At 38.6% G+C, this 23,557-nt stretch carries 24 protein-coding genes; 7 read left to right on the top strand and 17 right to left on the bottom strand.

Going from position 1 to position 23,557, the window contains the following annotated elements; genetic code table 11:
* The first annotated feature begins 335 nt into the window (after positions 1-335).
* Together PYS62_RS03535 and PYS62_RS03530 are read left to right on the top strand one after the other, a co-directional pair.
* Positions 336-1,589, top strand: coding sequence for a Maf family protein (locus tag PYS62_RS03535; protein WP_066714420.1), 1,254 nt, complete (start codon positions 336-338; stop codon positions 1,587-1,589).
* Between the two features lie 8 nt (positions 1,590-1,597).
* Positions 1,598-2,629: a hypothetical protein gene (locus tag PYS62_RS03530; RefSeq protein WP_066714422.1), complete on the top strand. Its 1,032-nt coding sequence runs from the start codon at positions 1,598-1,600 to the stop codon at positions 2,627-2,629.
* 564 nt (positions 2,630-3,193) lie between these two features.
* Here the strand turns inward: PYS62_RS03530 and PYS62_RS07475 are convergent.
* Complete coding sequence (locus tag PYS62_RS07475; RefSeq protein ID WP_082714350.1) at positions 3,194-3,331, bottom strand: ATP-binding cassette domain-containing protein; 138 nt, start codon at positions 3,329-3,331, stop codon at positions 3,194-3,196.
* A 184-nt stretch (positions 3,332-3,515) separates the two neighbouring features.
* Entirely contained in the window at positions 3,516-4,166 is a 651-nt protein-coding gene (locus PYS62_RS03525; RefSeq protein WP_066714424.1) for a redox-sensing transcriptional repressor Rex, read from the bottom strand.
* Between the two features lie 159 nt (positions 4,167-4,325).
* On the opposite strand from PYS62_RS03525, the gene PYS62_RS03520 reads away from it, so the two are divergent.
* Positions 4,326-6,230, top strand: a complete 1,905-nt coding sequence (locus PYS62_RS03520; RefSeq protein ID WP_066714426.1) for a M13-type metalloendopeptidase — start codon at positions 4,326-4,328, stop codon at positions 6,228-6,230.
* A gap of 15 nt (positions 6,231-6,245) precedes the next feature.
* On the opposite strand, the gene PYS62_RS03515 is transcribed toward PYS62_RS03520, so the two are convergent.
* Positions 6,246-6,437, bottom strand: a complete 192-nt coding sequence (locus PYS62_RS03515; protein WP_066714427.1) for a hypothetical protein — start codon at positions 6,435-6,437, stop codon at positions 6,246-6,248.
* A gap of 218 nt (positions 6,438-6,655) precedes the next feature.
* On the opposite strand from PYS62_RS03515, the gene PYS62_RS03510 reads away from it, so the two are divergent.
* Positions 6,656-6,994, top strand: a complete 339-nt coding sequence (locus PYS62_RS03510; protein ID WP_066714428.1) for a rhodanese-like domain-containing protein — start codon at positions 6,656-6,658, stop codon at positions 6,992-6,994.
* Positions 6,995-7,018: 24 nt separating this feature from the next.
* The gene (locus PYS62_RS03505) at positions 7,019-9,112 is read left to right on the top strand and encodes an Rqc2 family fibronectin-binding protein (RefSeq protein ID WP_066714429.1); all 2,094 of its coding nucleotides are present in this window, start codon (positions 7,019-7,021) and stop codon (positions 9,110-9,112) included.
* 125 nt (positions 9,113-9,237) lie between these two features.
* Here the strand turns inward: PYS62_RS03505 and PYS62_RS03500 are convergent, their stop codons facing one another.
* The 11 genes from PYS62_RS03500 to PYS62_RS03450 form a co-directional block, all read right to left on the bottom strand.
* Entirely contained in the window at positions 9,238-9,939 is a 702-nt protein-coding gene (locus PYS62_RS03500) for an epoxyqueuosine reductase QueH (RefSeq protein WP_066714434.1), read from the bottom strand.
* Complete coding sequence (gene ruvB / locus PYS62_RS03495) at positions 9,932-11,182, bottom strand: Holliday junction branch migration DNA helicase RuvB (protein ID WP_082714351.1); 1,251 nt, start codon at positions 11,180-11,182, stop codon at positions 9,932-9,934. The genes PYS62_RS03500 and ruvB overlap by 8 nt, the downstream gene beginning before the upstream one ends.
* A gap of 36 nt (positions 11,183-11,218) precedes the next feature.
* Complete coding sequence (ruvA, locus tag PYS62_RS03490; RefSeq protein WP_066714436.1) at positions 11,219-11,962, bottom strand: Holliday junction branch migration protein RuvA; 744 nt, start codon at positions 11,960-11,962, stop codon at positions 11,219-11,221.
* A 20-nt stretch (positions 11,963-11,982) separates the two neighbouring features.
* Positions 11,983-12,528 (bottom strand): crossover junction endodeoxyribonuclease RuvC, encoded by a 546-nt coding sequence (gene ruvC, locus PYS62_RS03485; protein WP_066714438.1) that lies wholly within the window; start codon positions 12,526-12,528, stop codon positions 11,983-11,985.
* 116 nt (positions 12,529-12,644) lie between these two features.
* Positions 12,645-13,847: an InlB B-repeat-containing protein gene (locus PYS62_RS03480; protein ID WP_066714440.1), complete on the bottom strand. Its 1,203-nt coding sequence runs from the start codon at positions 13,845-13,847 to the stop codon at positions 12,645-12,647.
* Positions 13,848-13,909: 62 nt separating this feature from the next.
* On the bottom strand, positions 13,910-14,143 hold the full coding sequence (locus tag PYS62_RS03475; RefSeq protein WP_066714442.1) for a hypothetical protein: 234 nt from the start codon (positions 14,141-14,143) through the stop codon (positions 13,910-13,912).
* A gap of 275 nt (positions 14,144-14,418) precedes the next feature.
* Positions 14,419-14,874 carry a divergent PAP2 family protein gene (locus PYS62_RS03470; RefSeq protein ID WP_066714443.1) on the bottom strand — a complete coding sequence of 152 codons (456 nt, stop codon included), beginning with the start codon at positions 14,872-14,874 and terminating at the stop codon, positions 14,419-14,421.
* A gap of 87 nt (positions 14,875-14,961) precedes the next feature.
* On the bottom strand, positions 14,962-15,618 hold the full coding sequence (gene deoC / locus PYS62_RS03465) for a deoxyribose-phosphate aldolase (RefSeq protein WP_066714445.1): 657 nt from the start codon (positions 15,616-15,618) through the stop codon (positions 14,962-14,964).
* Positions 15,619-15,663: 45 nt separating this feature from the next.
* Entirely contained in the window at positions 15,664-16,158 is a 495-nt protein-coding gene (locus tag PYS62_RS03460; RefSeq protein ID WP_066714447.1) for a nitroreductase family protein, read from the bottom strand.
* A 31-nt stretch (positions 16,159-16,189) separates the two neighbouring features.
* Complete coding sequence (locus tag PYS62_RS03455) at positions 16,190-16,876, bottom strand: hypothetical protein (RefSeq protein WP_066714449.1); 687 nt, start codon at positions 16,874-16,876, stop codon at positions 16,190-16,192.
* A gap of 307 nt (positions 16,877-17,183) precedes the next feature.
* A complete protein-coding gene (locus PYS62_RS03450) occupies positions 17,184-18,845 on the bottom strand; it encodes an alpha-amylase family glycosyl hydrolase (RefSeq protein WP_066714451.1) in 1,662 nt (553 codons plus the stop codon).
* A 159-nt stretch (positions 18,846-19,004) separates the two neighbouring features.
* On the opposite strand from PYS62_RS03450, the gene PYS62_RS03445 reads away from it, so the two are divergent.
* Positions 19,005-19,271 (top strand): type II toxin-antitoxin system Phd/YefM family antitoxin, encoded by a 267-nt coding sequence (locus tag PYS62_RS03445; RefSeq protein WP_066714453.1) that lies wholly within the window; start codon positions 19,005-19,007, stop codon positions 19,269-19,271.
* Positions 19,240-19,740, top strand: a complete 501-nt coding sequence (locus PYS62_RS03440; RefSeq protein WP_315574149.1) for a type II toxin-antitoxin system RelE/ParE family toxin — start codon at positions 19,240-19,242, stop codon at positions 19,738-19,740. The genes PYS62_RS03445 and PYS62_RS03440 overlap by 32 nt, the downstream gene beginning before the upstream one ends.
* A gap of 282 nt (positions 19,741-20,022) precedes the next feature.
* Here PYS62_RS03440 and PYS62_RS03435 read toward each other — a convergent pair whose 3' ends face one another.
* The 3 genes from PYS62_RS03435 to PYS62_RS03425 form a co-directional block, all read right to left on the bottom strand.
* Positions 20,023-20,844 (bottom strand): Cof-type HAD-IIB family hydrolase, encoded by an 822-nt coding sequence (locus tag PYS62_RS03435; protein WP_066714457.1) that lies wholly within the window; start codon positions 20,842-20,844, stop codon positions 20,023-20,025.
* A gap of 195 nt (positions 20,845-21,039) precedes the next feature.
* Positions 21,040-22,002 carry a nucleoside hydrolase gene (locus PYS62_RS03430; protein ID WP_066714459.1) on the bottom strand — a complete coding sequence of 321 codons (963 nt, stop codon included), beginning with the start codon at positions 22,000-22,002 and terminating at the stop codon, positions 21,040-21,042.
* 114 nt (positions 22,003-22,116) lie between these two features.
* On the bottom strand, positions 22,117-23,523 hold the full coding sequence (locus PYS62_RS03425) for an extracellular solute-binding protein (RefSeq protein WP_066714461.1): 1,407 nt from the start codon (positions 23,521-23,523) through the stop codon (positions 22,117-22,119).
* Between the last annotated feature and the right edge of the window lie 34 nt (positions 23,524-23,557).

The raw sequence follows: 23,557 nt of genomic DNA, 5'->3' as shown, positions 1-23,557 counted from the left end.
GAAGCTTCTCTGGAAAATTTGAATGGCTCTACCAGGGTAATTAACATCCTCTAAAATAGACCCCCACATTTTGAAATCAGAGAATGAATCGGGGAACGTAGTGGGTTCTGGTACCTAAGTTGTAACGAAAAATCAGATTAAGTACAAGCTACCGTCATACATCGCTTAATTGATATATCTCCAATCACCAACCCATTAAGCTAAGGAATTTTGGCTTGATATACCGTGGCATATTACAAACAGGTTAAAATCAAGTTATAGCAAAATGTGGAAAAGTCAATTATACTTGCAATGCAAATTTTTATTGACACTAGATTTTGATTCAGGAGTTAGATATGTCAGTTCAATTACTTTTAGCTAGTTCTTCCCCACGGCGCAAGAGCATTCTTAATCTTGCCCAAATTGATTTCGTTACTTATAGTCCACAATTAGACGAAGCTACACTCACTAAAAGATTACTGGCAATTTACAACGATGTCTGTCAATCTGCACTCGGACGAATCGTGACAAGCGAGTTAGCTTTTCATAAAGCTTTAACAGCTGCTAGGATGACCTCTGCTCCACTTATTCTTGCTTCCGATACAATCGTTATGTGTCGAGGCTATATCTTAGGCAAACCCAATAATGCTGAAATTGCTAGAATCATGTTCAAACTTTTATTAGGTGAAACGCTCAATGCTGACGAAGCTAATATCATGCAAGAAGCACATGCCTGCAACGAAGAAGAATGTTGTAGCAAGTTCGGCCAATTTCATCAAGTTTCAACCTCAGTCTGCTTATTAATCAGCAAAGATTTATTGAATAAATTCAATTTAAGCAAGCAGACAATTGAGCGGATTGAAGCTTTGCCAGATACTTATGTCGAAAAAGATAACTACGTCAGAATCTTGTTCGTTGAACAAGCTGGTGTCTATATGCAAGCTAATTCACCTCTATTCACACGCATTATCGAAGATTACATTGCCTCTGGTGCCTGTTTTGACAAAGCCGGCGGCTATGCTGTGCAAGAGCAAACAGCTTGCTTAATTAATAAAATTGATGGCGATGTCTACACTATTATGGGTTTGCCAATTCACGCCATACTCCAAAAATGTGGCGAACTTATGCCATTTAAGCAAACGGAAGCTCAGGTCAATTCACAACGTACTCAAACAAGAATCAGTGAAATCAAGCCAATTGTTCAGCCAAAAGCTGCAACAGTTGAAACTAATGCAACACCTGAACATGATAATTACCGGCCAATTCCAGTTAGGACAAAAAGTTCAGTTGCAAGATTTAATTCCACGCTTTTACAAAATTTGACTAGCTACAATGCCACTCAAAATGAAAAGCAAGCAGACAAGGCACATGATAAGGCCAACGAAACTGAAGGCTATCAGCAAGCTGGGCCAGGTCTGAAAAGCGTTGAGCAAACTGACTTCAACAAACAAAGTGCTAAGTTGGCTGAACCTGATTTAAGCTTGAGTAAGCCGATAAATACCAACGAACAAGAATTAGTTGGAGCGCTCAAATCTAAATTAAGCTCACTAAAATCAAGTTCTAGCTTTAGTCAACGGGATTTGCCGCAATTTTTGAAGCACAATAAATAAGGCTATTCATGCGCGCTGAAAATGAAGCTATTTTAGCTAACTTAAATGCTAATTCTACTCTCAAAGAATGGCAGCAGCTTTACCGTTGCTGTCAAATTTGTCCCCAAAATTGCCAAGTTAATCGCCTAGATGGTGAACTTGGCTTTTGTCTAAGTGGGACTAATTTGCATATTGCCCGCGCTGCTTTACACTTTTACGAAGAACCACCAATTTCCGGGACAAGTGGCTCTGGCGCTATTTTCTTCACTGGCTGTAACCTGTCTTGTGTCTTTTGCCAAAATTGTGCTATTTCTACGTCTAGGCGGCGCAAAAATTTGCGTAAGTTGGGTAAGGAATTTAGCCAGGGTGAGTTTGTCAAAGCTTGTCTTGATTTGGAAGCGCAAGGGGCCTGTAATATCAACCTAGTCACCGCCGGCCATCAGCTAGCTAGTTTAATTCCAGCCCTCTATGCCACCAAAGAAGCTGGTATACAGATACCTTTTGTTTACAACAGTTCATCTTATGAAAGCCTCGATATGTTGAAAAAGCTATCAGGTTTGATTGACATTTACTTACCTGATATTAAGTTCTATCAGGCAAGTTCAGCTAGGAAGTATCTTGGCTTTGCCAATTATCCTGAAATTAGCTTCAAGGTTGTGGATGAAATGTACCGCCAAGTTGGTAAATTACAATTTGCCAATAAGCCATTTACTAAAACAAGTAAGCCTGCACCTGGTTTTAAGCTTTTGAAAAAAGGTTTAATTCTCAGAATCTTGCTGATGCCTGGTTTTGTCAATGAAGCTAAGGCGATACTAGCCTACGCCTACACGCTTTATGGCGATAACATTTATCTTAGCTTGATGAACCAATACACCCCCATTCCGCAAATTCTCAAAAAATATCCCGAATTAAACCGCCATGTTCTAACCGAAGAATACGAAGAATTTGTCGATTTTGCTATTAATCTAGGCGTCAAGCATGCCTTTACGCAAGCTGCGACAACTCAAAGTGAGTCATTCATTCCAGATTTTCAAATTTACAATGATGACGCCAAACAATAATGTCGCCAAACAAATGCCGTAACCAATGTATTCAGCTAGTGCTCTGCTCCATTTTTAGTCTTTACTCTTAAGTTCTTTTACTAGATCAATTTTGTCGATTGATTTAGCTATTATGGTATTTAGAAGTATAGATATAATTAGCGTTGTAATAGAAGCAATCAGCTTGGTCGAAGCTTTGCCGATATACATCAAATCGGTAGAACTACCCATAATTGTAAGCAGCTTGATTGATAAATATTTAGAAAGTAATGTGCCTATTATAATGGCGAAAATAGTAAGGGCATACATCTCCTTTTTGCAATGGATGCTCTTTGTTGTTCACCACCTGACAAGGAACTTGGATAAGCTTTACGTTTGGCTATTAGGTCAACTGCTTCCAGCACTTCACTTCTTTTTTTTATCATCATGACCATTTTGGGGGACAAGTTTAATATTGTCGTCCAGATTAAAACTGTCTAACAGGTTGTAGGCCTGAAAAACAAAGGCAAGCTTATTGCTTCTATAATCAGCTAAGCCATTTTCAGTTCGCTTATTCAATTCAATTCCATCGACTATGATTTCGCCCTATTTTATATTTTCCAAGCCACCAATTAAATTCAAAGGTGTAGACTTTCCCGAGCCGCTTGGGCCTGTTATGATGATAAATTCGCCACTTTTAATATCTAGAGATATATTCTTTAGTACTTTATTTTCTCCCCCCATCTGTACTATATGTCATACTTAAATTTATAATCTCTATACTCATAAGCTTTCACCTTATTTCTCCAGCTCTTTGCTACAAATATTAACGGCGTAACTGCTCATGTCAATTACGCCGCTAAGCTTTCAAAAATCAAATGTTACTGTAAGCTCTAAAATCATGCTGCAGCAATTTACCACTGGGAAATTAACGCTTAATATTCATATTCTGTAATTCGTATTGATTCCAGAGCAAAGCCAATGACTGAGCTAAGTCCACATTTTCAACTATAACTGTTTCTGGTAAGTTCAAATGCACAGTTGAGAAGTTCCAAATTGCACGTGTACCGTATTGTACCAATTGTTCAGCAACAGCTTGGGCTTGATCTTTAGGTACAGTCAAAATTGCCAATTCAGGTAATTGAACTTTGCTTAAATCGCTCATGGAATAAACAGGAACTGTATCATTCTGATACTGCTTGATAAGCTCAGTATTAACATCAAAAGCCATCGAAATTGTCAATCCATACTCATTGAATCCAGGGTAATGTAAGAAAGCACCGCCCAAATGGCCGACACCGATCAAAGCCGCTTCACGCAATTCATTGTAGCCCAAAAAGTTCTTAATATCGTTGATCAAACGATCGATTGGAAAACCTGTCCTAGGTTTACCAGAATCAGAGACCCAAGCTAAATCTTTTCGCACTTGAATACCAGTTAAACTGAGCATTTCGGCAATAGTAGATGATGATACAGCCGTCACTCCCTTGGCCTGAATATGCAAAAGACAATTTAAATAAGTCGGTAAACGCCGAATAGTTGGAGCAGGCACACTCTCAGTTCTAATTCGCTTAAACATCTCTCTAAATACTCCTTTTGTAAATTAAACTTAACTTGTTAAGACAAGTATTAAATAAATAATATTATAGCAAATTGAAATTTGTTTTGTTTATGTTATGATATGGAAATTGTTATTTACACAAATAATTAACTATTTAGACAAAATTTAGGAGGGGTTATGCGCCTAGAAGACAATTTTTACAATCACGTCAACCAAAATTGGCTAGATACCTGTAAAGTACCTGCTGACTTGCCAGCATTGAGCACATTTCACGAACTTTATCTGCAAATTGAGAAAGAAGGCTTAAACCAAGCCCAAATTTGGCTAGAACAGCCTGATTTAGTTAAGGATCAGCCACAATTACTTAATTTCAGCAAGCTCTTAAAATTAGCCCGTACAGAGTCAAAACGCACTTGTAACGATTTAAACAAATTGCAAACACTTTTAGATTCTTTTAATAAATACACAAATTGGCACGATATTGTCGCTGATTTTGTAAATTACAAAAACTTAGAATTTCCATTTCCTATCGTATATAGTAGCAGCTCCGATATGAAAAGCGCGCGCAAAAAGATGCTCTATTTTGGCCCAAACGCCACAATTTTGCCTGACTCAAGTTATTATGCTGAGAATCATCCGCAAGCTAAGCAATTACTAGATAGCTATCGAACATGTACACTTAATTACCTAAAAAAGCTCAACTGGCAAGCTGCAGAAGCTGACATTGAGCGCACAATCAAATTCGATGCTAGTTTCGCTAGATTTACGAAATCAAATGAAGCAAAATCTGATTATGTCGATGATTATCATCCATTATCATTAAAAGACTACATCGCCAAATTACCAGCTATGCTACAAGATTTAGGTACGATTATCGCAAAGCAATATGCAATTAGCGTTGAAACAAAAGTTAGTGATGCAGAACCGAATTTCACAGCTAACTTAGCTATGTTTATGACTGACGACAACTTCGTGAATTTCAAGAGCTGGGCCAAAGTTAATATCGCTTTGAGTGCTTCTAATTACTTAAATGATGAGTTAAGAATTTTAGGTGGCGCTTTCTCCCGCGCAATGATGGGCGTTAAAGAAGCTAGAAGTTTTGAAAAGTATACTTTCTCCATAGCGCAATCTTACTTCGGTGATGCCTTTGGCTTAGCTTATGCTAAAAAGCATATCAGCCCGGCTGCTAAAGCCAATATCTTGGATATGCTCAAAAATATGATCAATGTATACAAAGAGCGTTTGCAAGCAAATAGTTGGCTGAGTGCTAGCACAAAAGAGATGGCAATTAAAAAGTTGGAGCATTTGGCTTTACACATTGCTTATCCAGACAAGCTTTCACCTCTCTATGACGAATTAACTGTCAATATTGATGCAAATGAACCATCACTTTTGGCTACAGCTATGGATCTTAATCGTCAAATTAGAGCTTACAAGATCAAGCACTTTAATGAGCCAATTGATCCTGAATTATGGTCAATGACAGCCGATACTGTAAATGCGTATTACTCACCTTCTGAAAACTGTATAGTCTTCCCTGCTGCCATCTTGCAGCCACCATTTTACGACCTAAATGCCACACCTGCTAGCAACTATGGTGGAATTGGCGCTGTAATGGCACATGAAATATCGCACGCGTTCGATAACAATGGTAGCCAATTTGATGAGGAAGGTAATCTCTGTAATTGGTGGCAAGAGAGCGACTATGCTAATTTCAAGCTAAAGACGAATGAGATGATCCAATTGTTCGATAAACGTGAAACGCCAGTTGGCCCATGTAACGGTAAATTAACAGTTTCAGAAAATATTGCTGATGCTGGTGGCATCTCTTGTGCTTATACAGCTTGTCTCAAAGATGATAAGGCACATGAAGCTGACTTCTATGTGAACTGGGCCCGCATCTGGCGTATGAAAGGTTCAGATGAATACTTCAAATTGTTGTTAAGTATTGATTGCCATGCCCCAAATCTCTTAAGAGCCAATGTCCAGTTGATGAATTTGGCAAGTTTCCAAACTTTCTATAAGTTAAACCCTAACGATAAAATGTACTTATCTAAAGAACAGCAAGTTACAATCTGGTAGTTAAGCGAAAGGCCCTCAATGAGGGCCTTTTAACCAATTATTATTAACTAACTTGTCAGTATCTTTATGCTCTTCTGAAAGTGCTTTTGCTTTAAGTGGCTGTTTGTAACGTTTTATGCCCAACTTAGGTGCGCAAGCATATAAGCGTGTAGCAGCTACTATGAAATCTAAGCCTAACTTCTTGCTTTGCTTTGCTAATGTCTGCATATTTATGCCTCAATTCTATGTAAGTCACGTAAATTGTTTAACGAAATTCATCTAATTTACGTTGGACCTATTGTAGCATTTAGAGCATATTTAGCTTAGACTAATTGATGATTAGTTTTTAAATCTTTTATAGCTAAATAAACGTCAAGCTGTTACATAAACACCATTAGGCAAACTGATCATGATTGAGATATACGAATCTGAAAGGTAAATTACTGATGCAAAACATACACGAACTTTATCCTCTACTTGCACATGGCACATTTGAAATTAGCCCCAAAGAGCTTCAGTCTGTAAGCTGGCAAGATCTCTGTCTAGTGGATGTCAGAAATGCTAGCGAATGGCAAGAAGGCTTCATAAATGGAGCCATCAACATTCCCCTCATGCGCTTACTAATGTCAGCACCGTATGAACTAGAGGCCAATAAAGTCATAGTCACCTACTGTCATTCTGGTAACCGATCTTCTCTAGCTGCCAAACAATTGCGTTCTCTAGGCTTTCAGTCCTTAACCTTAGAAGGTGGCATTGAAAATTGGCGAGCTGTAAACGGAAAATAACAAAATATTGAGGAAGTGTAAAGCATGAATATTGACGGTCTCAGCATGCATTTTTTGGCCAAAGAATTAAATACCAAAATTGCTGCTGCACATATTAGTAAAATCAGCCAGTTGACGAACAGTCTATTTGTTTTCAACCTGAGATTAAGCAAACAAACAGCCCAAGCTCAATCTGACCTTAGGTTATTGATCGATGTTGACAAAAACAATCCAGCTGTCTGTTTGACTGACAAGAACCTGCAATCGCCAGCGATAGCGCCCAATTTTTGCATGTTTTTACGCAAATACCTCCAAAATGGCTTAATCACGCAAGTTATTTGTCCGAATTTTGAGCGCTATCTTGTTATGACAATAACGGCCAAAAACAGTTATTTCGATCTTGTCGAATATCAGCTGATAATCGAACTTATGGGCCGTTGCAGTAACTTGATTCTAGTTGAAAATGGTGTTATCAAAGATTGCCTGCTTCATATCGATAGCACGATTAACCGCCAACGCGAATTGTTGCCATTACATCCATATATAGCTCCCCCACTTCAAGCTGGCAAAAAATCTTTACTAGAATTAGAAAATAAAGAAGCTATCACAAAACATGTACTCTCTGATCTAACTGAACTTGGTTATAAAAAGCTAAAAGACTTGGCTGTCAACAAATTATTAGGTCTTTCACCTTTAGTCAGTAAAAGTCTCTGTTTGGAAGCTAAGCTTGATCCTAGTTGCTTAATTAGCGAATTTATGAAGCAGCCAGAAGCGCAAACTAAATTCGTAGACTGCTTAGAAAATTTAAGTAAATTTTGTCAAAACAGCCAAGGTCAAGCCTGCCTCTATCGTAAGCAAACGAACTGGCAAAATCTGTTAGCTAGGCCGTTGTTTGGCTGTCCAGATACTAAGCAAAAAACTTTTAAGAGCTTTTCTGAAGCTCTCTTAACTGCCCGCAGCCAATTTGCCTTTAATTCAGCTTTCACCCAGAAGCAAAGCAAGCTGCTGCAAAGTTTAAGCCAACAAATTAGTAAATTAGCCAACAAGCTTACAACCTACAAAGCAGATATAGCTGATTCCCTTGACTTTGTCTTGGACAAAATTAAAGGTGACCTCATTCTGGCCAATATTGGCACATTGCAGCCACTAAATAAGCAAGCTAAAGAACAAACCGAATTGGAATTAACGCTGACAAACTACTATCAATCAACGCTTCCTGATGAACTCTTATCTGAGTTAAGCGAATATGGTGTTAATCAAGCTAAGCAAACTGAAATTTTGCAAGCTCTAGATGAACCAGAGATAGTCGTTAAAATCAAGCCAAATAGAAGCTTGGCTCTAAATGCCAAAAACTATTTCAAAATTTACAGTAAAAAGAAAAATCGGCTGTTAATTGTAAGAGCCTTAGCTAAAGATTGCGAGCAAAATCTGCAATTCTATGCTGAGTGTCAAATAAACAGCCTAAATGCCGATAATTTGGCAGATTTAGACTCAATTGAAAATGACTTAATCAATTTTAATACCAATAATCTATCTGAACTAAAAGCTAATAAGGCTGAGGAAAAAAACACTAATCAACCAGGTAAGCCAGCTAGCGGCAAGCGAGTTCTAATGGCAAGGCAACGTGAACAAGCGGCTAATTTGCGCCGTTTGGCAAAGTCCAAACAGAACAAGCAAACTAAACAAAAATCTAGCAGCAAACAGGATTTCATTTCTTTCCTGAGTTCCGATGGCTACAAAATCCTAATTGGTAAAAATGCCAGCCAAAATGACTATCTCAGTCTTCACTATGCTAAGCCGAATGATATTTGGCTGCATCTGCAAAAAGCACCTGGCTGTCACATTTTAATCGTACAAAAAAATAACAGCCAAGCTATACCTGACAACACCTTAAAAGAAGCTGCCCAATTATGTGCCTGGTATTCTCGCTCTTTTGAAGAGAGAAAAATGTTAAGTAATCATAGCTTAGCAAGTGTTAATGTGGATTATTGTCCGGCTAGTAAGTTGAAAAAAGCTGCTAAAGCCAAAGCTGGCCTCGTCTATTACAACAACTATCACACCCTAAAAGTGAGTGGTCAGAGCGCTGAACAAATGGGCTTAAGCAAGGTTGATAGTCACGAAGCTGAAAATGTTAATTAATAACTAACAATACCTATTAATGGCTATCAGCTACTGTTAAGTAGCTAGTAACTCTAGTTAGCCTTAGTAGCTATATTGGTAACTCCTGACTTCAATTAGTTACTTTTAACTTCACTGAAAGACTTTTAACGAATTGGCACTAATTCACCTGTCTCACGCAAGTAGCGGCGTGGAATGTCGGCTGCTGTGATGCTGTTAATATGGTCTTTAATAATCTTGTCGCTGTACTTACTTTCACCTAGTGAAAAAATGCAGCCACAATAGCGCTGCCGATAAAGGCCATCTTCCCTAGCCATATTTTGGCCTAAGCGATAACCGACTCTAAAATCCTCATAGTAAAAAGGCATTTTCAGCTTCTTGCCAGACACACGCGCGCTAATTTTGAGCATTTCATGGCGTTGCCAGGGGCTGACGAACAAAGAAGTTGTAAATGTATCACAATTAAATTCATACGCAGCCTTAGCAGCAAAATCAAGGCGCATCTGATAGCACATGCGGCAATGGTCCTCTTGGAACTTGCTATTAATGTTACGCCAATTAGATTCCAAATAAGTGTCGTCATACGAGCAATCTGCATGGTGTAGGTGGCTAAAAATTTCGACATTATGCTTACGCAACTTCCATTCCTCAATTGGGTGGATATTAGGATTGTAGAACAAGACTTTGACATCAAGGCCTTCCTCCAAAAGCTGCTTATATGGATATTCACCACATGGCGCACAACAAACGTGCAATAAAATTCTAGGCTTTCTCGCCCCAACCTTTTCTTTAAGTGCAGCTAAATCAAGCTGAAATTCACGATAAACATCATTCAACTGTTTAGGCATCTTTTTCTATTTCCAACCAATCTAATTGTTTAATTGTGGCCCTACTATTAGTATCTGTCTTGTTCGTTCCAGGTGTGAGACGCAAATATTGCCAAGCGCCTGTCGTTAGGACACGGCCACGAGCAGTTTTGGCTAAGAAGCCAATTTGCATAAGGTAAGGCTCATTCACATCTTCAAGCGTGCTAGCATCTTCATTCAAAGCAGCTGCCAATGTCTCTAAGCCACAAGGGCCACCGTCATAGTTCGTTGCAAGTACATTCAACAGTTTGCGATCGCTGGCATCTAAGCCTAATTTGTCAATCTCAAGTTTATCAAGCGCATAGTCAGCTATTTCAGCTGTGATTAGACCATTACCCTTAATCTGGGCAAAGTCACGTACACGTCTCAAAAGTCTTAAGGCAATACGTGGTGTTCCCCTAGAGCGTCTAGCTATATCATGCTGGCCTGCCTCATTAATTTCCAAATGCAAAATTCGACATGCTCGCTCAATAATTTGCGCCAAATCAGCCTCATTATAAAGCTGCAATTGCTCTATAACACCAAACCTATCTCTTAACGGTGAAGATAGTAAACCAGCTCTAGTTGTTGCGCCAATCAAGGTGAATTTGGGCAAATCCAGTCGAATAGAGCGCGCGCCTGGGCCTTTTCCGATAATCACATCCAAAGAAAAGTCTTCAATAGCTGGATACAAAACCTCTTCCACCTGCCTACTTAAGCGGTGAATTTCATCGATAAAGAGAATATCTCCCTCTTTTAATGAAGTGAGTAAGGCTGCTAAATCGCCCGCTTTCTCCAAAGCAGGACCACTTGTAATTCGCAAATTAGCTTGCATCTCGTGCGCAATAATACCTGCTAAAGTCGTCTTGCCTAAGCCTGGTGGGCCATATAACAAGACATGGTCCAAGCACTCGTGCCGTTCCTTAGCAGCTTGAATGTAAATTTGCAATTTCTCTTTCAACTTATTCTGACCACAATAAGCTTCCCAGGTAAGTGGTCTGAGTTGATTTTCATCTTTGTCAGTGTATTGCTTGCAGCGACTTACAAGCTGACTTTCATCATCAGCGCTAAATTGGCTTGTCTCCTCTATCTTATAATTAGTTTCTATCAATTCAGGCACAGCTTGCTTAGGCTGTTTAAGCTGTTTAGATTCACGTTTAGACTGTTTCAAATAGCTTGATTGAATTAAATCAGGCAAAGCATCTGGTAAATCATAATTGCCCTCAATTTCTGGATTTTTAGCCATAAGTAATCATTGCCTCCTCACTTTTAAACTAAATAATTAGCGGCTCTGTAAAGCCAACTTCAAATTTTCTTCGACGGTTAAACTCGGGTCAAACGTTAATTTTAGCATTTGTTTGCTTTCATGCAAAGAAAAATTTAAGACCATAAGGGCTGACAACAAGTCCTCATACATCTGTTGTTCAGGCTTTTTGTCCTTGGCACGCAAAGCTAAATTACCTGGCAAATCTAAATTGCTTGCTGTTTCTGTATCTTTCGCCTTAGCCTGTTTGGCTATCTCAGCTGTTAAATCAGCGCCAACTAATAATTGCAATTTGCTGAATTTGCCTTTGAGCTCAAGTAAAACTCGCTCTGCCACTTTTTTGCCAAGGCCCTTTACTGCAACCAAAGGTATAGTATTTTCTTGTAAAACAGCTGCGATTAACTCAGCTGGCGATAGGCTATCGACAATTGCTTGGGCTAACTTCGCGCCAATTCTAGGGACAGTAAGCAACAACTCAAAGAGTAGTTTATCTTGGCGGTTCAAAAAGGCATAAAGTAGCTGCGCATCTTCTCTAACAATAAAAGATGTGTAAAAGCGTTCTTGCTGCCCAATAAGACAAGTTACATCAGCTTCTTTAACTTCTTTTGCTTCTTCAGCTTCTTCGCCTACTTGATACTTTTTAGCCAGTTTGCTCAGAGCCTTAGGTCCAATTAATAGGCTGTATGCCACACCAGTATTAGTTTCTAGTACCAATTCATCTGTATAAAGTTCTGTGATTGTGCCTCTAATGTATGCGTACATATAACGTTCCTATCTATTAATTAGTCTAAGCCATTTGTTTCAAACAATGAATAATCGTAATTGTAAGCGCCTTTTAGTTTGTAGTCTGGACGTGGGCCAGTATAAGCTTGGCAGATAGCTAATGCCAAAGCATCTGCAGCATCATCTGGCTTAGGTAATTCAGCTAGATGCAAAATATTCTGCACCATCAACTGTACCTGTTTCTTCTCAGCTCGCCCATAACCTGTGACAGCTTTTTTGACTTGTACAGGTTTGTATTCGTAAATTGGTAATTTAACTTGGGCAGCGGCCAAAATGAGGACGCCTCTTGCTTGACCAGTTGCAATGGCTGTGGTTGTATTTCGACTAAAAAAGAGTTCCTCAATTGCCATCACATGCGGCTGATACAAGCGAATAATGCGGCTAAGTCCCTGATAAATAATCAGTAATCTGTCAGGAAAGCTCATGCCACAAGGGCTTTGAAAGGTGCCAAAGTCTACGACTTCAAAGCTTGCGTGCGTATCATCATAATCTAAAACAGCATATCCACAGATAGCGTAGCCTGGATCAATTCCTAATATGCGCACAACAATTCTCCCTTCCTGTATATTATAAACTATTTGGCCATAGCTGTTTAGAGATTGAAAAAGCCAGCAGTCGACTGACTACTGGCTAACGTAGAGTTTAGATTTAAGCTTTAGCTCTAATCATCATTTTGTTTCTTCTTAGTTAGAACAGCTACTAAGCTCAATACTAAGCCGAAGCCTGTTAAGCTAATGGCTGTTTCACCTGTTTTAGCAACTTTGCCTACCTTAGGTTCTACTACAGTTTCAACTGTAGCTGGTTTGACAGGATCGCTAGGTACATACGGAATTACCATGTCTGGCTTCTTAGTATAGATTGCATAGACTGTCATATCTGTATGCACGACTGTTTCGTTGGTAAAGGCTGTGCCTGTACCATCTTCCTTGGTGTTCCACTCCTTAAAGATATAACCCTCTTTTGATGCATCAGCTGGCATGACGGCGGAATAATTATCTTTAATTGCTGTATCTGCTCGTACCAGAACAAGATCATAGAATTTACCGTCGTTTATGAAAGTAACGATTTTATCATTGGATGGTTCATCTTTCACTTTGAAAGTATAAGAAATCAAGTTGGGCTTTTCTTGTGCTGCGCTGTCTAAGCCAGCTGGGGATTGTTTGGCGGCGAAATAATTAAGCGAACGACCACCTAAATCTCCTACAGTTCCTTGACTATTAGCAATAACCTCATCATGCATACCAGCAACTGTACCAATAATTTGTAAATTTGTATTTTTCTTGACGGAACTCTCAATCGTAAAGCCATTGATATTTAGCGTAACATCACCCAAATTTGCAAGTCTTGCATAATAATCTTTCTCCTCTTTGGTAAGCGTATAGCTATTTTCAGTTAAACCAGAAATAGTGTAAGTCGCATCACTAGCCAATTTAATTCCTTCTGGCAACTTAAGCGTATAAACTATTTCCCAATCCGTCGGCCTTGTACCATTCAAGCCAATTTCACGCCAAGCTGTGCCCTTGCTTTGTCCGTTTATCATATTCCATAAATAAGCTTTTTTCCAGATATTTAAAGGACTTACATTAACACTAAAGTTTAATGCAATCTTTTGGCCCTTTTGAAATTCATCTACTTTAGTGCTATCTTTACTATTTTCTGATTTTATATCACCTAAAATTTGTAATTGACTACCATCATTAAAGAAAACAGGCAAACTATCTTTGGCCCAATTAAACGGATCATGCCATTTCTTCTCATTTGTCCAATTTTGATCTTCTGTATTGGCATCTGACGGCGAATCCTGACCCTTTCCAATCATATCAACGTAATTTATGCCATCATCATCATCAACAATATTTCTCAACGTATCAAAAGATTTATTCGCTTCTGTACCTGTGTAAATTCCAGAAGTATACGGAAAAGAGCCTAACCCAATCTTGCCCGTAACAGCACTTTCATTTGGTTGAGCAAATATTTAGGATAACTTGTACCAAAAAGCGAATCCACATTTTCCATGTAAGTTATACTACTCATACTAACAGGTAAACTGTATTTTTCCGTTGCACACCAATAATTTTCCGCTTCCTCAGCCTTAACAACACTAGTCGCCATGCTTAAGCCAACACAGCTAGCCAACAATAAACTTACTAACTTCTTCATATAAACCTCCTTAACTTTAAAAAGCCACAAAAAAAGACAAGCCACACAGTCTTTAGAACTGTGTTGACTTGTCTAAATCTAAACTGACTAAACAGCGTTTTAGGCCGCTATATATATAATATATGCTTAGTCAAATTTAGTTCTTCCATGTAGCTTATCCTCAAAAGTTATTTTTACACACCAAATATACTCCACTGAAAAAAAGAACGTAATGTAGATTTTAGGCCTGTATTACAACTGTAACATAGGCCCAATCAGCGATATGTAAACCAAACTTAACACACATAATACCAGGCAATTAAAAATCCTAGGATAGCACCAGATGTCACTTGCAAAGGTGTATGCCCGACAAGCTCTTTGAGATTTTCATCAAACGTTTCTAAGCTAGCCCATTCTGAAATATCACTTTCCAAAATCAAATTCAAAAGCTTAGATTGCTTACCAGTTTCACGCCTAACACCAGAAGCGTCATACATGACAACCATGGCGAAAATAGCGCTCATAGCAAACTCAAATGAACTTAGGCCATAAAGCATGGCACTACCTGTTGCCAAAGCACAAACAGTAGACGAGTGGGAACTTGGCATACCACCACTTGACCACAACAAATTTAGTTCTAACTTTTTGCTGCGCCAAGCCTCGATCAACAACTTCAAAACTTGCGCGACAAACCAAGCGATAAACGCTGCACATAAAAGCCGATTGGCTAAAATTGCCTGCCAAATTTCCATCAACTATTCACTCCAAAATTGCTATTTCTTAGCACAGCTAAATTACTACCAAGCCTCGAAACAGCCAAACCAATTACCACGCACAAACTAATTGCCGCTTACAATCTTAATCCCGCTACTTGCGCCGATCCGATTAGCACCCGCCTCAATCATCTTAACAGCTTGCTCGTAACTTCTGATACCACCGCTAGCTTTAACGCCCATATCGGGTCCAACTGTTTCACGCATCAACTTAACAGCCTCGACTGTTGCGCCGCCTTTGCCATAACCAGTGGACGTTTTAACGAATGCTGCTTTAGCAGCCTTGGCTGCCTTACAAGCTTCGACAATCTCCTCATCTGTTAAATAACAAGTTTCCAATATAACTTTGATTTTGGCGTCTTTCGCAGCTTCTACCACACTAGCTATATCTGCTTCAACATAAGCATAGTCATGCTCTTTGACTTTACCCACGTTTATGACCATATCAATTTCATCAGCGCCATCTAATTTGGCTTGCTTAGCAGCTTCAGCTTTAACGGAACTAGGTTCAGAGCCAAATGGGAACGAAATCACACAACAGGTATTAACCTCTGTGCCAGCTAATTCTTTAGCTACCAATTTGGTATAGCAAGGATTAACACAAACACTCTTAAAATGATATTCCTTAGCTTCGGCGCAAATTTTCACAATTTCACTGCTGACAGCGTCTGGCTTTAACAAGGTATGATCGATAAATTGAGCCAAATCTTTAGCTTGATACATATAAATTCCCTCTTTTTCTGCTTAACTTTTCATAGTTAGTCTCTCTTACTTCACATAGTGAATTCTAGTCTGATCAAAACGATCACTTACTTTTTTGTCACGCAATGGATAACCGACTGACAACAAAGCAAATGACTTTAAGCCAGCTGGTAGATTGACAATCTCATCTACTTTCTGCATATGTTCAGTAAAGGGTGCAATTCCTAGCCAAACAGCTCCCAAGCCTAAGCTCGTTGCTTCTAACCACATATTCTCCATACAAGCACTTAAACTGATTTGATTGTACTCTGGCACTTTTGTGGCCTCACGATAGGCTGTCAAAATCAACAGAGGTGAATTTTTAGCAGCTTGCAAAACATTGTTTGACACTGCTAATTTTGCCTTAATGTCAGCATTTTCGATGACGAAGAACTCCCAGGGCTGTAAATTGTAAGCTGAAGGAGCTTGCATGCCAGCTCTCAGTATTTGCTCTACTTTTTCTGGCTCTACTAACTTGTCCTGATATTTACGAACACTTACACGGTTAAATATACTATCCATATTCGAACCTCCTCTAGTATTTTAATACAGATCAAGCATGTGTACGCAACATAAAAACATATTCTATGTCAGCGTTAGGCGCCTTTTTGAAAATTTCTGACGCTAAGCGATAATCAGTCTCAGCACTACCTTTATGCGTATCTATCGAAATACTACGCAAAATTTTGCTGTCAGAAAGGTCATTTCTTTCTGACTCACTCCAATCATCAGTTATCATGCATTTAACATTTTTAATTTCAAATTTTTGCACAAATTTACTAAAGTCAGCCTCTTTCTTGTTAGCAAACTCAGCAAAAGTCAAGGAAAATTGAGAGGCTGATAAATGCCTAAAATCAACAAAAATCATGCCATTTTGGGAAAGCTCAATCCCCTCTCTACCAGATACTTCTTTCCATTTGTCTTTAGTGCCTTTCATAACTACGAAGTCAACTTTTAATTTCGCTTCACCTTGGTAAACAAAAATATTCTTGGCTGTTTGCTCGTTGACCTTCAATAAAAATTGTGTAAATTTATCTACTTCAGCATTGTAAGGTATAAGCTTACTAAAGCCTGAGTCTGTATGTGTTTTTTCTTGAAGCATAGTGCTAGAAGTTTCTGGCGCACTTGGAGTAATACTTGTGATAGTGCTAGTAGGACTCGTGATAGGTGCTTTCTGGCACGCTACCAAAAGCAAACTAGAAAGCAAGGTTGTAAGCATAATTTTTAGTGTTTTAGCCATATTTCGTACCTGCCTTTTAGGTATTTGAGTTTTCGTACCTGCCTTTTAGGCATTTTCGTTATGATAGCATAATACAAGCTAATTTACGCTAAGTCCAGGCTAAGTTGGTGCTAATTTAGGTCCAATTTCAGGCTGACTTAGGCTCTATTCGGGCCATCTTAGGACTCATTCAGGCTAAATTTGGTCCAACTTAGAGCTAATTCGGGCTAATTCAGGCTGACTTTAAGCTAAATTCAAGCTAGTTCAAGCTAAGCTCAGACAGATTTAGGCCAATCTCACGCTAATATCAGGCTAATTAGGACCTATTTCAGGCTAGGCGCCAAATTTGCGCACTCTTAGCTTTAAGCTCTAATTCTAATTCACCATTGTCATCAACTGTAACTGTCTGGCTATTATCAAGCGCATTAACTAATTTTTGGCCAGCTTTTAATTGGCTCTTGTCTTTAAGTTGAAGCTTAATTGTTTCAGCTTCTTCGCCATTGTTAAAAGTTGCTAAAACTTCATCTTTGGCCTCATTTGTCTGCCTGCTCAAAGCATATGTATGCGTATCAGCTAAAAGCTCAACTTGTTTACCAGCACTTAATGCTTTTAGGTCAGTCCTTAGTTGATTTAGTTTGGCAATCAACTTGTAAGTATCAGTATCTGTCTTGAAATAGTCATGCAAAACTTTGCCAGCTTTATCTTTGGTAACCATACACCAACGATTAAAGACATCTGGCATACCTGAGTTCATGAGGCCGTTATCGGCATTGCCACGATTTTGCTCCGTGCCTTGAAATACACACGGTACGCCTCTAGCAGCAAAGATGAAAGTCAACGCTGCCTGCAAACGTGCTTTGTCGCCTTTAGCTTCGGTTAAGAAGCGATTTCGGTCGTGGTTATCGATGAATGTCACCATATTAAGCAGATTATCTCCATAATTATGGTCACGGTCGAATACTTCTCGAATAATACTGAAATGTTGCCCTTTAGCAAAGCATTTGACGATTGCTTCAAACAAGGGGAAATCCAGCATGCCCGTCATGCCCTTATCACCTATCCATTCAGCGATAAATTTCGGACTAGTGTCAAAGTTTTCACCAAAAGTTGGTACGGCAATGTATTTTTCTAAGTCGTGCAAATCACTCGGGCGCATACATTTAACGGCATCCACGCGGGCTGCATCTGCGCCTGTGTAATCGAACCAATATTTGAAGGCATCAAACATCGCTTGTTTAACTTCAGCTTTGTCGTAATTCAAGTCATCTAACTCCCAAAGGTCATGGCTTTCTAGCATTTTGTTGCTGCTTTCATTGTGTGGACGTTCCTTGGACCAATCAATTGGGCCCAAATTATGATACCAATCGACCTGATTAAACGGCGCAACTGGCTGTAATTGCGTTCCCTCTTTCATGTTTGGCTGTTCTTTGACGTAATGTGCGTCCTTTCCCACGCCTTTGATGTAGTCACCCATATGGTTAGGCACAATATCAAAAATGACTTTCAAGCCCTGTTTGTGACATTCTGTCACTAACTCCTTAAGCTTAGCTTTACTCTTCTCTGGATCTTCTGCGCCAAAATAGCGATTAGCTCGTTTAGGATCATAAGTATGATAAGCGTGGTAGGCTGTTGGATATTGCTGACCTTTAGCATCTGGTGGGCTCCATAGTTGCACGTCCATGATTGGCGAAATCCAAATAGCGGTATAGCCCATGCCTTTTATGTAAGGGATTTTCTCAATGATGCCCTGCCAGTCGCCACCATGCATATACTTAAAGTCATCGGCTGTTTCTTCTTGGTAACGAAATGCTTCGCCTTTGGCATTGTTCGTGGCATCACCATCGTAGAAGCGGTCAGTCATTATTTGATAAATTCGTTCGTTCGTAAAATTAGTTATTTTGGCTCCCGACTTTTGGCAAGCTGCTAAATTTAGCATGCTCAGAGTCAGGCAAAGTAGTAAAGCTAATTTACGTTGATATTTGAAATACATATAAGTCCCCTCTCTGTTCTATATCTTGCTGTCTATATATAATTATGCACTCATTATAGGCAAAATAAAATTATATCAATGTTGCTTTGCTGCAATAGTTTCTCCCTTTGCTTATCTAAAGAAATAAAGCTATTATTTCTTTAGGAGAATAATAGTGATATGCCAAAGATACATTCCAGTACTGATTTAAGAAATAACTATAATGCTATTTCTAGCTTTTGTAATAAAACCGATGAACCCGTTTTCATCACCAAGAATGGCAGAGGGGATCTAGCAATAATGAGCATCAAAGCTTACGAACAATTACTAGGTAAACAAGAGCTTTATTCTTTATTGAAAACTAGTGAAATTGCCGTTAAGTCCAAGCACACAAGGCCACTCGAAGACGTGATGAATGACTTACGAAAAGAGCTATCCCATGCATAATTACGAGCACTCAACACATGATTGTGTGTATTCCGAGCATGATTATAAGCACCCTATGCATGATTATGATCACACACGTGATTATGATCCTACGCATGATTGTGCGTATCCCGAGCATGATTATAAGCACCCTATGCATGATTGTGCGTATCCCGAGCATGATTATGAGATTGAAGTAACTGAATCTGCGCAAGTTGATCTTCTAAACATCATTCGCTATATGCAAAGGGACTTAACCGCCCCTATCACTATCAAAAAATTTATTAACGGAATGGAAGGATCTATAGCGCAATTAGCCTTTATGCCTGAAGGCTTTCAATTAGTCTCTGACAGCTATCTAGCTAGCCAAGGTTATCGCACAACTTGCTACAAAAACTATCTTATTTTCTATATCATCAACGAAAATGAGCATATTGTTTTGGTTCACAGGATTCTCCGCTCATCTAGGCAATGGGAATTTTTGCTATAATATCCTGCTATAAAAGAGTATGTTTAGATTTCAAGAGAGATGTTTGGATTTCAAGCTGGAAAGCAAGTCCAATTTTCTACTAAAAAAGCGACATCTCTGTCGCCTTAATAATCAACTTCAACTCTGCTTAATATTGCTCACCAGCCATTTTAAGTCCTAATTCATAACTTTTACGTAAAAGAGCATAATTAAGCATTCCTACTTATTAAGCATTGTCACTTATTAAGCATTCTTAATTATATGAATCTTCACTTATTAAGCATTCCTATTTATTAAGCGTGCCTAATTATTACGCGCAATAACTTGTTCCACAAACTCCTCAACGCCAGCTGTCGCTTCATGATTGCAAATATAATTAGCTACCTGTTTGACAGACGCTTTGGCATTGGCCACTGCCACCCCAACGCCGGCTAGTTTCACCATATCAATATCATTTTCATTGTCGCCAATTGCAGCAATTGCATCGATCGGTAAGGCCAGATAATTAGCTAGTTCTTGTAAGCCAAGCGCCTTATTCACGCCTTTAGCCGTAATCTCACAACCATACTTACTATATATGACAACTTCATAGTTACTACTTAAATTTTTTTGTAAGTCCAACAAAAACTTATCTGTTTTTGGCGATGATTCGCACAGCAGAGATAACTTGTATATGCCAGTTTGCGTGACAGCATCAGTAAATAAAGCATCTTCTAAGGCTGGAAAAGGATCATTGGCCTTGCGATTTTTGCGCACCCAACTAGTTTCCTTATAGCAATATTCTGTACGCTCAAAAGTGACAAGTGTAGTAATGCCCAAGCTGTCAGCTTCTTTGATATAGCTATAAATTGGTTTAAGGCCTGACATGGCATGTTTCTTAACGATATTGCCTTGATGGTAAAGCAAAGCGCCATTACAAGCGACAATCGGCGTTTCGCTAAGTCCATAAATCTGAGCGTAATGCAAAGCTCCACTTATAGGTCTACCTGAAATAATGCTGAGTATGGACTTGTTTTTTATAAGTTTAACTAATCTATCTCTTTCTTCTTCATGGTACTCAGCTGTATATGGTTTCAACGTCCCGTCAATATCTGTGGCTATCCACTTTACTTTTTTCAGATCCACTCTTATTTCTTAAAGGCTAATTCTCGCCCCTCAAACTCCTTGTATATTATGTCTAACTTAAGCTATTAGCAGCATGTCTGCCTATTAACAGTTGATTTGATTCTCCCTCTACTCTGTTCTCAAGCACTCTTGACTTGCCTGAACAGAATTTATCCACTGCATTGTAACGACCATATTATAGGCTATATTCAAGAATTAAATGTGACGGACTATTTTTAGCCAGTAATCAATGAACATTTCTATGTTCAACTTGGTCGCTACTCTGACTGTATGTTGATAATTTAATTGCTTATCACAAACAACACTCTGATCAGGTATAAATTTCAAAAAGCTAGCATTTGGATAATTCTCGGCTTGAACAATGATTGTACCATATGACCAAGTAAAAATCTCTGGATGCGCAACAGCAAAAACAGGTAAGCTATCCACCAACAACGCAGAAGCATCCATTTTATGCTGCCTATAAGCCGAAACAGCCATTAATAGAAGCTTTGCTGAAATAGTATTTAAATTCATACAATAATCAAACAAATCGCTGAAGGTACTTTCAGACCAGTTTCCATAAATATCTAGGCCAGTTATTGTAATATCGTTAAAACTAGAAAAAACAGTCTTTGCTGCGTCTGGATCAAGCTTAATATTGTAACTTAATCTAGCTTCTTCAACTGAACAAAGATTAAAGTAACTGCCTAATGTATATAATTCAAATTTAGATTGATCAACTTTTCGACACAAGTTAGCTATATCTGTTAATGGCGCAATAGCTAGCAATTTATGCTTCATAGGACTTTCTATAAGTTTGGCGTACAATTCAGAAATATTCATCTTGAAGCTGTCAAAGGCTTTATCTGAAGTCAAACTCCTTAAATTAACACCGCATGTACCATCATCATCGCCATATGTCGGCCAATGTAACTCTAACTGTTTATTTAGGCCTGAAAAATTAGCACAACTTGCCCCTTGATAAACATCACAAACTAGTTGCGGTAACAAATGAGTAGAGTCGAGAGCATTTTTTGTGGTTTGTTCTACATTAGAGTTTCCAAAAGAACTACAAATTGCCTCCACGGAAGTAGGTAAAAAATAGGCTGCAGCAACTAACGCTAACAAGTCATCTAAGCCGGGATCACAATCAATAATTAGTTTACTTTTTTGCACAACAAACCTCTTACATCTATACACAGAAAGCCCCCTATAGTTATAGAAGCCATAGGGGCTCTGTCATTCTAGCACATTTATCGATAGACGTATGTAATAAATTTATACTGAAAATTAAGCATCAGGATTAAGCTTATAATACTCGTCAAAAGCTTTTTGGACACCAGAACTCAATTTTTCAAATGCTTCTTCCATCTTCATTTCACCTTGACCATACTTCAACATTGTTTCCTTAATCAACTTGTTGACAGCATCTTGTGCAGGTACGAAAGCTGAAACAACATTTTTACCAGAATCTTTTAATGTGCTGAAAGCAACTGTAACTTGCGGGTTATCACTAGTAGCTTTCTTATATGCATCTGACTCTAAAACTTTTTGGTTTACTGGCACATACCCAGTCTTTTCTAACCACATCGATTGAGCTTCACTACTAATCATAAATTGGTTAAAAATCCAAGCTGCTTCTACTTTCTTCTCATCGTCACGATTCAAAATATAGAGGCCAGCACCACTTGGGAAAGCACCTTGCTTATCATCTGTATTGACAGTTGGGATAGGAGCAACATTCCACTTAAATTTATCGCCAATCAACTTTTTCATTGCTGGAATACGAGAACTTGTCATGATAACAATTGCACTGTCCTGATTAGCAAATTCTTCTTTAATACTCTCATTTTGTGGTTTGTAAGCACCCGTAGCTATAACATCCTGCCATGCTTTTAAGAAAGCCTGTAATGAACCGTTTTCAGCAGCTGCAAATTTTTTCAAAGATCCAGCATGACCACTTTCGTTATCGCCAAAATAAGTTCCTTCTTTACCTTGAGTTGCTATCCAGTTTTCTAACTCAAACTGATTAACTTGCACATTCAAAGCCTGTTTAACAGCCGCTTTTTCTTTTAAAGCTGTCATAGCTTTAGCCAAATCTGCTAAATTCTTAGGTACTTCTTTAATACCAGCTTTATCTAACAAATCTTGGTTGTAGTACATTAGTAAAGCTGAAATATTGTAAGGAACACCAATCATCTTGCCATTAATAGAATAGGACGAAACAGTGTTGTTTAAGAGATCCTCTTTTTTAGTAAGATCAGAATACTTAGCAAACATATCTTCTGCCCATACTGTACGTTTATAATTACGGATTAAGCTAACATTTTCAGCATATAACTGAATTACATCTGGCATATTGGCAATATCGTCAGATGTCATTGCCAATGTCAATGCATTTGTACCTGGCCATTCTTGGAAAACAGGCGTTACATGTATTTTTTTTTCTTTACCAATGCCATTATTAAATGCTTCAACTTGTGCCTTAAGAATTTCTGCATAAGTTCCATCCATTGAATGCCAGAAGGAAAGTTCAGTCAGTTCACCATCAGCTTGCTTGGCAGCCTTTTTACTTTCTGTACTAACCTGTTTTGAAGACTTGCTAGTATCGGTAGATGTTTTTTTAGTGGTATTTGAACAAGCCACTAAACTGAAAGCACACACAACACTAAGCATTGTTGAGAGAATCTTTTTCATATAAATTCCTTTCTTTCCTCAAATTGAGGAATAA

Source organism: Amygdalobacter nucleatus, from assembly GCF_029167365.1.
GTDB classification, from domain to species: domain Bacteria; phylum Bacillota; class Clostridia; order Saccharofermentanales; family Fastidiosipilaceae; genus Amygdalobacter; species Amygdalobacter nucleatus.
This window is presented reverse-complemented; position numbering and strand designations above follow the sequence as displayed.